We start from the raw sequence: 12,028 nt of genomic DNA, 5'->3' as shown, positions 1-12,028 counted from the left end.
GCTTCGCGGTCGGGCAAGCCCGATCCTGGACAGCCGACGAACGGCGCGGTAGGGCTTCGCCTGCCGCCCAACGAGGGAACCACCCCGCTCAGCCCGGACGTACGGCGCGGCCGTGAGGGCGGAACCTCTGGCACCGTGTCAGTCCCCGCGGCTACCTTCGTTCCATGGCCAGCAGCAGCGAGCACGGCGGGCACGGCCCCCGGCGCCTCCACCAGTCGATCGGTGACGTACTGCGGACGCCCGAGCGCCCGCAGCCGGCGCCCGGGACGACACCCCAGTGGCCTGGCCACGAGTACGGCCCCACGCCCGTTCCAGCGAAGGCGCCCGGCACGCCGGGACTCCCGGCAGGGGTGCGCCGCACGCGGCAGGAACTGGAATCGGTCCGGGACGACGCCGCCCGTCAGTTCCACGCCGGCGACGACGCCCGGGTGCACGTCGAGGTCGAGGTGCGGCAGGCGAAGGCGGCCGCCCACGGAGTGTGGGCCACCGCGGCGTGGCTGTTGGGCGAGCTGCAGGCCGCCCCGATCAGCCAGGAGTGGTACGAGTACCCGTACACCAACCGCCAGGTGGGGCTGGAACGCACCCACGCCCGGGACCGGATCGAGGGCAACGACTGGCCCGACGTCGACCGGGACTATGCCGCCGGGGTCCAGTACACGGTGGGGTGGAGCTTCTGGCCGGACGAGGAACGCCCCGTGCCGCCCGCAGGATGACGTACGGCACGCGAAGAGGCCCGGACCATCGGTCCGGGCCTCTGTCGTTGGGCGGGGCGGATCAGCTGGGCACTTCGCCCGTCCGCAGCATGTGCAGGTACTGCCCAAGCTGCCTGTGGTCGTCGCTGATCTTCTTGTTCTCGAACGGGTCGTGCTTGTGGCCGTTGCCCCCGTCGCGGGAGAAGTCGTTCTTGCACTCCTCCAGGATGAACTTGCCCTGGCGCACGGCGTCGGGGAGCCAGCGGCCCAGCCACTCAGCGACCCGCAGCGGGGACGCTTCCTTGTCGAGGAAGGCCCAGTGGTGGCTCCACATCAGGCTGGTGAGGCTTTCCACCATGTCGGGGTGCTGCCACCAGCACGAGGAGTTCCGCTCCGTGTACCCCAGCATCTCCTTGTAGGAGCGGGGCCAGCGGACCCGGAACGTGCCTTCCACCCACTGCATGAGCACGTCCCAGGCGTTCGCCTGCTGCTGCGGGTTGAAGGTGCTCCAGTTCCAGACCGCCGGGGCATCGCTCTTGGGCTTGTCCGCCAGCTTCTTGACGACCAGGGACAGTTCCTGGATGCGGTCCCCGAGGTTCTGCCCCTCCAGCGTTTCGAGGCGGCCGTTCACCTCGTCCAGCTGCCGACCCAGTTCGCGGGTCCGCTCCCAGACAGCTTTCGTCTCCTTGGGCTGGTCGATCATCCGGTCTGCCCCCAAACGTTCTGCTCAGCGGCCGGCGCCTGCCCGGGGATCGTCCCCGGGTACGCGGCGGGCTGCTGCTGCGGGACCACCGGAGCCGTGGCGGGCATCTGCGGCGGGAGGACGGGCCCGGCGACCTGCACCCCCTTCTTCTTCAGCTTGGCCTCCAGCTTGGCCTGTGCCTTTGTCTGCTTCATCAGTTCCTTGACGTCCTTCCGCTGCCACACCGGGGTGAACGCGTACCGGATCGGCGGCAGGTGTCGGTAGAACACCAGGCCCGTGCCTTCCTTCATCTGCCGGATGGCGTCCTGCGGCATGATCCGGACCCGTCGCACCGAGACGTTCCGGGACTTCTTGTCCTCGTCCGTGGCGGACGAGGAGGCCACTTCCTCGTCCTTCTCCCCGCAGAGGAGGGACAGTTCTTCCAGATCCTGCGGGATGGACAGGCCACCGAGGGCGATCCGGACGGAGTTGTTCATGATGGTCTGCGCTCCGTTGTGGCCCCACCGCTCCCTCAGCTGGGACGGGGACTGGACGCTGACCAGGAGCTGAATGTTCCGGCCGCCCGCGTCCGCCGACCACTTGTGCAGGGGAAGCGGGCAGATCACGGCCGCCTCGTCCAGGACGAACCGCACGTACGGGTCCACGCGGCCGCCGGGGCTGTTGTCCGCCTCCAGGTACGCCGCCTCGTAGATCTCGCCCACCAGGGCGGTGAACAGCGGGGCGACGCTGCCGTACTGCTGGTCACGGCCCATCAGGTACAGGGTGCCGCGCGAGCGGAGGAAGTCCGCCACGTCGAACTTCTGCTGGCCGGGCCGAGGGGACACGATGTCCATGACCTGGGGGAGCGACATGAACTCGAACGAGCGGATCAGCGTCAGGTACACGCTGTCCCTCGTCTTCTCCGGCGCGTTCCGCATCTGCGACAGGCCGCGCGCCCAGCCGGCGGGGACCAGCTCCGGGTAGTTCTCCAGGATCTCCAGGGGCTCACGCTCGGTCGAGTCGGTCACCCAGGCCCGGACGCGCGTCAGGTCGTAGCCCTTCAGGCCCGCCGCCATCAGGTAGCAGGACAGCACCATGAAGGAGTGGCCCTCCCAGAAGGAGGCGTTCTCCATGGCCTCCCCGCTGGCCGAGGCCGCGAGCAGGTACCCGGCGCGACGCAGGGCCACCACCGGGTCCTGGCAGCCCTCCACCAGGTTCCAGCGCAGGGTGTTCTCCACCCCGCTCACGCCCGCGTTGAAGACCCACACGGGCCGGTTGTGCTCGCGCCGCAGCTGGTGGGTGTGGTCGTAGAGGTCACCGCGGGTCGAGGTCACCACGCAGGCGCCCGCCGCGTCGATGATGGCGTTGCCGTACTGCGCGGACTTGCCGGTACGCGGCGGGGCGTACATCAGCACGATGTCCTCGCAGGCGACGAACAGCCCCTTCTTGTAGAGCAGATCCGTGCCGAGGTGCAGCCCGACCTCGTGAGGGCTGATGGAACGCCGCTTCGCCCCTTCCAGGGACGGGCGGAGGGTGTCCGCGCGGGCCCGGAGCCCTTCCTGGGACAGCCACTTCTTGAGTTCCTTCGGGTTGGCGAACCCGACCCGGGCCGCGTCCTTCCCGTTCGTGGTGGGACCGGACTTGCCCAGGTCCCACTTCTGCTTCAGGTGGAGGTACCCGAGGCCGCCGCCGGCCACGACCGTGAGGCCGAACCCGGGCCAGCCGCCGAGGGGCCAGTTCGAGCCCACGGTGTTGATGAGTTCGAGGGCCCCGCCCACGGACGGCTCCGGGAGACCGCCGTTCTCGGCACCGGCCGCGAGCGCCACGGCGGGCAGTCCGGCCGCCGCGTACGCGGTGCCCTGGCGGGACTTGCCGAGCGCGGAGGGCTTGTGAGCGTCGATGATGCGGTGCAGCCAGTGCGGCATCATCCCGCCCGGCAGGTCGGTGGTGGGGGGTGTGGGATTCTCTTCCTTGCGTGACACGAGCACTCTCCTCTGTCGCGAAGTCCCCGGGTTGGGCGGTACCAGCGCCTCCCGGGGGCGCCTAGTGTCCGGTGACCTCACGATCACCGTACGAGCCAGGACTGACATTCAGCCCCGGGTTTTCTCAGCTGTGCTTGTCGATGATGGGCTTCAGGTACTTCCGGGCCGTGCCTTCCGTGAACCCCGTCCCAGGGGAAAGAGACCTGGCCAGGGAGCTGGCGGACTGGTTCGGGTAGCGCTGTTCCGCAGGAAGCCGCACGTAGCGGTACTCCAGCAGTTCCACGCCCGTCAGGTCCGGCTCAGGCTCCGGACCCTCGTCCGCGCCGTCCTCGTCCTCGTCCAGGCCCTCTTCCACGGCCTCGTCGACAACCTCCGGCACCGGCTCCGGCTCAGGCGCCGGAACAGGCTCGGCGTAGTCGCCAATTGGCGACTGGACCACCTCGTCCGGCTCCGAGGCGAACGGCTCCGGCTCCGGGGACTTCTGCAGCCAGTCGGCCCCGTCGATCCGGGCCTGCACCATCGCGGGCCGTCCGTCGTTGCGAGCCGCCCACGGGCCGTTCGCGGCCGCCAGCTGCCCCTGCGGCTCGTACCCGCCGCTGTACGCGGCCGCCGGTTCGGGCCCGAACGCCTCGTACGGCGCGGGGGCCGCTTGCTGCGGGACCGGTGCGGCGTACGGCTCCGGGTGGCCGGCGGCCGTCTCCTGCCGCTCCACCTCGTCCGCCTCGTCCTGGCCGTCGTGCTGGTCGGTGTCGACCTCCCCGCGTTCCAGCTCCCGTCCGGGAGTGGGGGCGGGCAGTTGCTCGCGCACGTCGCCGTCGACCGCCTTGTGGTCGAGGCGTTCCAGCTCCGCAGGCAGCGGGATGCCCGCGGCCGCCAGGCCCGCCGCCGCCGTCTCGAAGATGGGCACGCCGTACTTCGCCAGCCGGAGCGGCATCAGAGCCTCCACCGGGGCCTTACGACGCCAGCCACGGCCGAACCGGGCCTGCAGACGGGACTGGTAGATGAGCCGGGCCTGTTCCAGGCTCACGGCCTTCTCGTAGCTCCGGACCTCCCAGAGCTTCATCCGGCGCCACAGCCGGAAGGTGGGCACGGGCGAGAGCAGCCACCGGGTGATGCGGACGCCTTCCATGTGCTTGTCGGCGGTGATGTCCGCGATCCGGCCGACCGCGTGCCGCGCGGCTTCCACGGAGACGACGAACAGGACCGGGATCACCGCGTGCATCCCCACGCCGAGCGGGTCCGGCCAGGCGGCCGCCGCGTTGAAGGCGATCGTGGCGCCCGTCAGGAGCCACGCCGTCTGGCGCAGGAGCGGGAACGGGATGCGGAGCCACGTCAGCAGGAGGTCGAGGCCGAGGAGCACGACAATGCCCGCGTCGATGCCGATCGGGAACCAGTACGCGAAGGTGCCGAACCCCTTCTCCACCGCGAGCTTGCGCACGGCGTTGTACGAGCCGGCGAACCCGATGGAGGCGATGACGACCGCCCCGAGGGCGACGATCCCGATCAGCCAGTAGTGGACCCGGGTCAGTTCCGGAATGCCCTTCTTCTCTTCAGGCTCGGTGGCCGATCCCGGGGGATCAGCGGCCGTACCCTGGTGGTGACGCATGTAGGTCTCCAAATCTCAGCGTCCTGGGCCCTGGTGGTGTGTCCTCACCACCGGGGTTCCTTCTCTCAGCTCTCGTCCGTGGGCTTGGCGTAGCCCTTCCGGCTCAGCCACTCGTCGTACGCGGCCGCCACCTGTTCCTTCAAGCTCATTCCGGTGTCGAGCTTGCAGAGCGTGCCCCGGCGGTGCAGCTGAAGGTCTTCCGGCACTTCCACGTTGAGGGGTCGCATCCGAACGACTTCCTCCTTCTTGGGTCGGCCCCTGCGCTTGGGCTTGGGGTCTTCGGTCATGTGGTCGCCACCTCTCCGTGTACTGCGGGTGGAGGGATGATCCCACTGTGCGGCTATGGATCTATGAAAGCAGGTCCCTAGGTTCCTAGCAACTATTTTTCCTAGGTTCCTTGCAACCTAGGAAAAAAGGCCCTACGGTGGAACCAGAACGAACGAGAGGGCCGGGGTTCCCGCCCCGACCCTCTCCGCCCGGAACGGCGTAGACGCGCCTTCCGAGCTGGGACACCCCTATTCGCAGAGAGAGGGATCTCCGTGCAGAAGTCTGCCAGCCGGACCACCGGCATCTCCATCCCGGCCCCCGCGAGCCGCCCCCGCCTCGTGCTGGTCGGCAAGAAGGGCCCGGCGTTCAGCGCCCCGTGCGCCGACTGCAACGGGTTCGACACCGTCGTGATCCGCCGCAACGGCGAGTCCACCACCGTCCGCTGCACCTGCCAGCTGGCGGTGGCCGGATGACCGACGCCGAACGCGAGGAACTGTCGCGCAAGCTCGCCGAGGCCAACCGCCGCAGCAGCGGAGGTTCGGGCCGATGAGCGACACCCGCCCGCCCCTGCCGATCCGGCCGGAGCCGCACCAGCGCGACGGACGACAGCCGCAGCAGCAGCCCGCGCGGCCGCACCCCGCCCGATAGGGCCCCCGGTGGGCCGGTCGCCAATTGGCGACCGGCCCACTTCCCCCTTGCACGCCTTGATGGAGAGGCACACCCATGTCGCACTGCACCAACCCCACCGTGCTGGAGCGGATCTCCGACGCCGACCTGCGCGCCGACAGCCGCGCGGAGTGGCTGGCCGGGGAGTACCGCGCCGGCGAGTACCCGACCGCCCACGTCCACTACGACCTGACCGACGCCGCGTTCGTCGTCGTCGCCCCGCAGGGGGGTGCGTCCGCGTGACCGTCGCCCGCGAACGCCTCATCGCCCTGGCCGCCCTCGTCTTCTCCGTGCTGGTCATGGCCACCTCCGTGGACATCGGCCGCAACGCGATCGAGGCGGCCCTGTCCGGGCTGACCGCGTACGGCACCGTCGTGGTGCTGGCCGCGCTCGGTCTGTCCGTGGGGCTCCGGAAGATCTGGAAGGCCAGCAAGACCGTGCTGGCCGTCGCCGTCGTGATCGCCCTCGTCCTGTTCGGGATGGGCAAGGCCGTGGCCGAGGTGATGAGCTGATGCGCGCTCTCACCATCCGCCAGCCGTGGGCGGCCGCCATCACCTACGCGGACAAGCGCGTGGAGAACAGGGTGTGGCCGACCTCGTACCGGGGCCCCGTACTCATCCACGCGGGCAAGACCGTGGACCGTCGCCACGGCCCCATGGTCGCCGCCGTGGTGCGCGGGCTGCAGCTGGACCTGGGGGCCGTGCTCGCGGTCGCCCGGATCACCGACTGCCACCCGGACGACGGGGAGTGCACCCCGTGGTCGACCACCGGGAACTTCCACTTCGTCCTGGACGAGGTGACCGCCCTCCCGCTCCCGATCCCGTGGGCGGGCGCACAGCAGCTGTGGACCCCGCCGGCCGTCCTCGTGGAGAAGGTGCGCGAGCAGCTGTCGAGCGAGACCGCCGCCCACGTTCTGCGTGAGGAGGCGGGCCCGTGCTGACCGTCTACGACGAGTTCGCCGGGGTCGGCGGCTCCAGCAAGGGCGCCACCGCGGTGAAGGACCGGGAGGGCAAGCCGCTCACGGAACTCATCTTCGCGGCGAACCACAAGAAGGACGCCGTGGAGGACCACGCCCGCAACTTCCCGGACGCCGACCACTTCGAGGGCGACGTGGCCCGCGCGAAGATCGAGACCTTTCCCCGGGCGGACATCTTCTGGGCGAGCCCGTCGTGCCCGCCGTGGAGCAACGCGCGGGGCAAGCGCCGGGACTTCGACAACTCCACCCAGGGCGTGCTGTTCGGGGAGAGCGAGCCGGACCCGGAGATCAAGCGGGCCCGCGCGCTCATGGAGGAGGTCCCGCGCTACCTGAACGCGATGATCCTGCGGGGCAAGCCCGTGCTGTGCGGAGTCGTGGAGAACGTCGTGGAGTGCCGCAAGTGGGACCAGTGGGGCCGCTGGCTCCGCGAGGTCCGGTGCGGGGGCCTGTACGAGGTCCGCGTGATCGCGGTCAACTCCATGCACGTCAAGGCCCGGGGGAGCCGCAGGGCTCCGCAGTCGAGGAACCGCCTGTTCGTCGCCTACTGGCTCAAGAGCATGGGCCGGACGCCGGACTGGAACAAGTGGCTGCGGCCCCGGGCGTACTGCCAGGTGTGCGACGCCACGGTGTCGGCCATGCAGGTGTTCAAGCGCCTGAACGTCGACATGGGCGCGTACGGGCGCAACGGCCAGTATTGGTACCGGTGCCCGAATGCGAAGTGCCGCAACGCGATCGTGGAGCCCGAGGTGATGCCCGCCTCTGCCGTCATCGACTGGTCGATTGAGGGCCGCCGGATCGCGGACCGGGACGAGCCCCTGGCCGACGCCACCATGGAGCGGATCGCCCGGGGCATCGCGAAGTTCGCGAAGCCGTTCACGGTGCCCGCCGGCGGGACCTGGCGGACCGAGCCCGTGTCGGTCGAGGAACCCATGCCGACCCGCACGACCCGCGAGACGGACGCCCTGGCCGTGCCGCCCTTGCTCATCCCGACCGAAGGCCGGGACGGGAAGGTGGCGACGTCGACCGAGGAGCCGATGCGGACCCAGACCGCCCGCAACGAGACCGGACTGGCCATCCCGCCGTTCCAGATCAGTCTCCGGGGCGGAGGGTCGAAGAAGACCGCGTACGGCGTGGACGAGCCCGTGGGCACGGTCAGCGCGAGCGGGAACCACCACGGCCTCGTCACCGGCCAGCGTCTCCTCATCCCGTACTACAGCACCGGCACGGCCCGCACGGTCGAGGAGCCCGTGGGCACCGTGACCACCCGCGACCGCTGGTCGCTCGCGGAGGTCGAGGAGAACGTCGACCTGGGCGACGTGCGGTTCAGGATGTTGGAGCCCCACGAGATCGGCGCCGCCATGGCGTTCCCGGACACGTACATCGTCACCGGCAGCAAGCGCGACAAGGTGCGGAAGTACGGGAACGCGGTCACGCCGCCCGTGGCCGAGGTCATCGTGTCCGCGCTGGTCGAGGCGGTCACCGGTGAGCCGCTGGAGGTGGCGTGGTGACCCGCCGCCAGGGCCTGCAGATGAAGGGCGGCGTGCAGCTGCCGATGTTCGCCGTCGAGGTCGAGCCGGAGCCCGCCACCGCGGCGGGCCCGGCCCGGCCGGCGGCCACCGAGTGGGCCGAGGCCCACGGGCTGGAGCTGCAGACCGGCCCGCACGGGTCGGCAGTGCTCAGCCCATGCGGCACCTACCGGTACCGGCTGGACCGGATCTGGGACGAGGACACCGCGCCCATGGTGTGGGTGATGCTCAACCCGTCTACCGCCGACCACGCCGAGGACGACGCCACGATTCGCCGTTGCACGGCGTTCGCGAAGGCGGCCGGGCACGGCGGCATGGTCGTGGTGAACCTGTTCGCGCTCCGCTCGAAGGACCCGGGCCAGCTCCGGCAGCACCCCGACCCGATCGGACCGTTCAACGAGGCCGCGCTGATCGAGGCCACCGACGACGCCGTACGCGTCGCGGCCGCGTGGGGCGACGTCAGCCGCTCCGAGCGCGCCCGCCAGGCCCACGCCGTCACCGCCCTGTTGGTCGACCACGGCCACTCCCTGGAGTCCCTGGGAGTCACCGGCAAGGGCCACCCCCGACACCCGCTGTACGTGCGCGACGAGACCCAGCTGACCCCGTACGACCCGCAGTCGCCAATTGGCGACCGCTCCGCCGAGCCGGAGGTGGACCGGTGAGCAAGGAGAACGAGGAGTTCAACCCCTGGCGATGGGACCGGGACAACGCCCGCAACGGGCAGGCCCGCCTCACCGTCGAGCAGAACGGCCACAAGGTCTCCCTGGACCACCGGGGCGTGTCGATCGACGGACAGCGGATCGTCCGGGACGACCCGTCCAAGGGCGACGCGCACGGCTTCCAGATCACCCCGTTCGGAACGGTCATGTACCGGGGCCAGGAGGTGGCCGCCATCGCGCCCTCCCCGGAAGGCACGGCCAACCCGGGCGAGGTGACCGTGTGGGGCAAGGACGGGCCGACGCTTCCCGAGCGCAGGCAGCGCGACCTGGCCGCACGGGAGCGTGAGGAGGGCGAGCGGCGCGAGCGGGACGACCGGTACCGCGCCGACCAGCAGCACCAGCAGGAGTTCACCCGAGGACAGGAGATGACGCTGTGAGCGACCAGAGCCCCGCGCCGTTCGATCCGGCGCTCTACCTGATCGAGCAGGCCCACCGGCAGCCCGTGCCCCCGACGTTCCGCCCCGGCCCGCAGCTGCCGCCGAAGCGTTCCGCCGGCCGTTGGCTGTGGGACCACTTCGGGCGCCTGGCCCCGGCCCTGGCGACCACGAGCATGTCCGCGCTCGCGTGGAGCTGGGGGCAGAACCTCCCGGACGGCTCCACCGCCCCGCTGTGGATCACGGGCAGCCTGGCCGCGCTCGCGGGGTGCGCGGGGTGCGTCGCCGCGTCGAAGCAGCACGGCGACAACGAGACCGTGCGCGTCTCGTTCGGCGGGGCCGCCGTGCTCGCGTTCGCCGGGGTGACCGCGTGGACGCCGGACTGGCAGCTGGCCACCCTGCTGTGGGCCGGGTGCACCGCCGCGGTGTACGCGTTCTGTGCACCGCTGTGGCGGGCCGACCGCCGCGAGACCCGCGCTCAGGAACACGAGCTGGTCATGGAGGAGACCAAGGGTCTCAACGAGGCCCGGGTGAAGGCGATCGAGACCGCCGGCGCCGTGGCGACGGCTCAGTGGGAGTACCACCAGGAGCAGGCGAAGGTGGCCGCGATCGTGGCGGCCGCCGACGCCCGCCAGCGCCGCGCGATCCAGCCCGGCCAGGAGCTGGACGTGCAGGCCCTGCTGAAGGCCGCGCAGGTGGCCGAGCTGAACTGACCGACCCGGCAACGACGAAGGGCCCCGCCGTCACGGCGGGGCCCTTCTGCTGTGCTCGCTCTACGAGCCGGAGGGGCCGGGAATCCCGTCCGCCCGACGCTGCATCCGTACGGCGGCCGTACGGATGCGGGAGAGGTCCACGGCAGTCTCCGCACGGTGGAACGGCGCCGCGTCGAGCGCCAGCGCCTCGTTCAGCTGCCGCAACGCCTTCTCCGCCGTGTCGGCAGCAGTCCGGATGGTCTGGCCGACCTTCTCCGCCGTGTCGTCGTCGTCCTCCACCAGCTCCGCGTCCACCACCTCGTCCTCGTCCTCGTCGCGGTCGCCAATTGGCGACTGGTCGGAGGGGACGCCCAGTCCTTCCTGGTCACGCCGGGCCGCGATCACCGCGGCGGTGACCTTCTTCCCGCCGGACTCCAGCCGGAGGACTTCCACGAAGTGCCGGGCGCCCTCGTCGCCGTTGACCTTGACGACCGGGGCCAGCTCCCGGGCGTGCGACTCCACCACGGTGTCGAGCACAGCCGGACCCAGCGGGGCGAGTGCACGGTGGACTAGGGCCAGGTCAATGAGGCGGTACCCGTACGAGCGGTCCCAGCCCCACCGAGCCTTGACGTAGTGCCCGAACTTCTCGTGCCCCTCCAGCTCCCACAGTCCGGATTCGTTGATCTCGTCCAGGAGCTGGCCGACCTCTACGCGGTGCCGAGCCTGGAGCCGCCGGAGGCTCTGTTGGTACTGCCCCACGGACGCTTCAATGCGCGCCTCCAGGGCCTGCAGCCGCTCGCGGGGGCTCAGCTCCACCTCAGTGTCGGACGACGTCTGTGCGGGCAGCTGAGCGCCGCCGCCACGGGTTGCCAGGCCCGCAGTCAGGACGTCCCCGAAGCTGTCGCTGGCCTTGTCTGATGCCTTGCTCACCGCGCCACCACGTCCAGAACCTCCCGTGCCATCCGGTCCATCGGTGAACCGGACTTGACCTTGATCGGTTGCTTGAAGATATGCGCCGGGCCGTTCATCGCGCTGGAGAATTTGAACCGCGAGGCGAGCACCGGGTACTGGGCGGCCGTCAGCTTCTCCTCCAGCTTGTCCGCCGCGACGCCCTGGCCGACCATCGTCAGCATGACGTGCAGCTCCGGGTACGGGGCCCCCGTGTTCTTCAGTTGCTGGACGTAGCCCAGTACGGACGTCGCCCGATCCACTTCATTGGGTGTGGGCTGCAGGCACAGAATCACCTTGTCGACCGCGCTCATCACCGTCAGGTGCGGGCCGTCGTCGTGCTTCTCCCAGGCGGCCGTGTCGAGCAGGCACACGCCCTTCTCCGGACACAGGCGCTGTGCTTCCTGCCGGATGTGGTGCACCGCCGGCGCGGGGTAGACCGGGGCGCCGAGGTCGACCGCGTTCGCGTGCGTGTAGAGGGTGCCGTGCTCGCTCTTGCCTGGCACGTCGGTGTCGATCGCGACGCAGGGGACGCCGTACGACTTCCAGTGAGCCAGCAGGTAGGCGAGCAGAGTCGACTTGCCCGCGCCACCCTTTCCGATGAAGGCGACCCGGCGGCCCTGGGCAGGCAGCACCGGAATGGGGCGAGGTTTCGTCATGGCACCGGACGCTACCGCCCCACGCCGTGATCGAGAGGCCCGACCGGCGCACCGCAGGCAGCTTGTACGACCGAGGCGCCCGTTCAGCTCCGGGGGCAGTCGCCAATTGGCGACCGGGAGCAGGTGCGGGTGAGGGAAGACGCGGGGCTCTGCCCCACACCCCGGCCACCCTGCGGAGGGGGTGGGGGGCACGGCTCGGTGGGTGCGGGTTGTGGGTGGTGGAGATGGTGGTGGGTCGC

At 70.6% G+C, this 12,028-nt stretch carries 15 protein-coding genes; 9 read left to right on the top strand and 6 right to left on the bottom strand.

Annotation, left to right across the window (positions count from 1 at the left end):
• The first annotated feature begins 164 nt into the window (after positions 1 to 164).
• The gene (locus IG86_RS0137280) at positions 165 to 713 is read left to right on the top strand and encodes a hypothetical protein (protein ID WP_141726813.1); all 549 of its coding nucleotides are present in this window, start codon (positions 165 to 167) and stop codon (positions 711 to 713) included.
• A 61-nt stretch (positions 714 to 774) separates the two neighbouring features.
• Here IG86_RS0137280 and IG86_RS0137275 read toward each other — a convergent pair whose 3' ends face one another.
• The 4 genes from IG86_RS0137275 to IG86_RS43400 form a co-directional block, all read right to left on the bottom strand.
• Positions 775 to 1,395, bottom strand: a complete 621-nt coding sequence (locus IG86_RS0137275; protein WP_030902850.1) for a hypothetical protein — start codon at positions 1,393 to 1,395, stop codon at positions 775 to 777.
• A complete protein-coding gene (locus tag IG86_RS0137270) occupies positions 1,392 to 3,356 on the bottom strand; it encodes a type IV secretory system conjugative DNA transfer family protein (RefSeq protein ID WP_030902847.1) in 1,965 nt (654 codons plus the stop codon). Before IG86_RS0137270 ends, IG86_RS0137275 begins: the two co-directional genes overlap by 4 nt.
• Before the next feature lie 124 nt (positions 3,357 to 3,480).
• Positions 3,481 to 4,962, bottom strand: coding sequence for a DUF2637 domain-containing protein (locus IG86_RS44915; protein WP_078906174.1), 1,482 nt, complete (start codon positions 4,960 to 4,962; stop codon positions 3,481 to 3,483).
• A 65-nt stretch (positions 4,963 to 5,027) separates the two neighbouring features.
• Positions 5,028 to 5,249 carry a hypothetical protein gene (locus tag IG86_RS43400; RefSeq protein WP_141726814.1) on the bottom strand — a complete coding sequence of 74 codons (222 nt, stop codon included), beginning with the start codon at positions 5,247 to 5,249 and terminating at the stop codon, positions 5,028 to 5,030.
• 252 nt (positions 5,250 to 5,501) lie between these two features.
• Between IG86_RS43400 and IG86_RS0137255 the strand changes: the two genes are divergently transcribed.
• From IG86_RS0137255 to IG86_RS43395, 8 genes are all read left to right on the top strand, one after another.
• The gene (locus IG86_RS0137255) at positions 5,502 to 5,702 is read left to right on the top strand and encodes a hypothetical protein (protein WP_030902841.1); all 201 of its coding nucleotides are present in this window, start codon (positions 5,502 to 5,504) and stop codon (positions 5,700 to 5,702) included.
• Positions 5,703 to 5,952: 250 nt separating this feature from the next.
• Complete coding sequence (locus IG86_RS0137245; RefSeq protein WP_030902838.1) at positions 5,953 to 6,138, top strand: hypothetical protein; 186 nt, start codon at positions 5,953 to 5,955, stop codon at positions 6,136 to 6,138.
• Complete coding sequence (locus tag IG86_RS40435) at positions 6,135 to 6,407, top strand: hypothetical protein (RefSeq protein ID WP_051785639.1); 273 nt, start codon at positions 6,135 to 6,137, stop codon at positions 6,405 to 6,407. The genes IG86_RS0137245 and IG86_RS40435 overlap by 4 nt, the downstream gene beginning before the upstream one ends.
• The gene (locus IG86_RS0137240) at positions 6,407 to 6,835 is read left to right on the top strand and encodes an ASCH domain-containing protein (RefSeq protein WP_051785638.1); all 429 of its coding nucleotides are present in this window, start codon (positions 6,407 to 6,409) and stop codon (positions 6,833 to 6,835) included. Before IG86_RS40435 ends, IG86_RS0137240 begins: the two co-directional genes overlap by 1 nt.
• Entirely contained in the window at positions 6,829 to 8,379 is a 1,551-nt protein-coding gene (locus IG86_RS0137235) for a DNA cytosine methyltransferase (protein WP_030902832.1), read from the top strand. Before IG86_RS0137240 ends, IG86_RS0137235 begins: the two co-directional genes overlap by 7 nt.
• A complete protein-coding gene (locus tag IG86_RS0137230) occupies positions 8,376 to 9,059 on the top strand; it encodes a DUF1643 domain-containing protein (RefSeq protein ID WP_208864298.1) in 684 nt (227 codons plus the stop codon). Before IG86_RS0137235 ends, IG86_RS0137230 begins: the two co-directional genes overlap by 4 nt.
• Entirely contained in the window at positions 9,056 to 9,493 is a 438-nt protein-coding gene (locus tag IG86_RS0137225; protein WP_030902828.1) for a hypothetical protein, read from the top strand. Before IG86_RS0137230 ends, IG86_RS0137225 begins: the two co-directional genes overlap by 4 nt.
• Complete coding sequence (locus IG86_RS43395) at positions 9,490 to 10,203, top strand: hypothetical protein (RefSeq protein ID WP_051785637.1); 714 nt, start codon at positions 9,490 to 9,492, stop codon at positions 10,201 to 10,203. The genes IG86_RS0137225 and IG86_RS43395 overlap by 4 nt, the downstream gene beginning before the upstream one ends.
• 60 nt (positions 10,204 to 10,263) lie before the next feature.
• Here IG86_RS43395 and IG86_RS0137215 read toward each other — a convergent pair whose 3' ends face one another.
• Positions 10,264 to 11,112, bottom strand: coding sequence for a hypothetical protein (locus IG86_RS0137215; protein ID WP_030902824.1), 849 nt, complete (start codon positions 11,110 to 11,112; stop codon positions 10,264 to 10,266).
• Positions 11,109 to 11,789, bottom strand: a complete 681-nt coding sequence (locus IG86_RS0137210; RefSeq protein ID WP_030902822.1) for a DEAD/DEAH box helicase family protein — start codon at positions 11,787 to 11,789, stop codon at positions 11,109 to 11,111. Before IG86_RS0137210 ends, IG86_RS0137215 begins: the two co-directional genes overlap by 4 nt.
• Positions 11,790 to 12,028 lie beyond the last annotated feature (239 nt).

It is taken from the genome of Streptomyces virginiae, from assembly GCF_000720455.1.
In the GTDB taxonomy this organism is placed as follows: domain Bacteria; phylum Actinomycetota; class Actinomycetes; order Streptomycetales; family Streptomycetaceae; genus Streptomyces; species Streptomyces virginiae.
The sequence above is the reverse complement of the archived record's forward strand: the minus strand, read 5'-3'. Positions and strand labels throughout refer to the sequence as shown.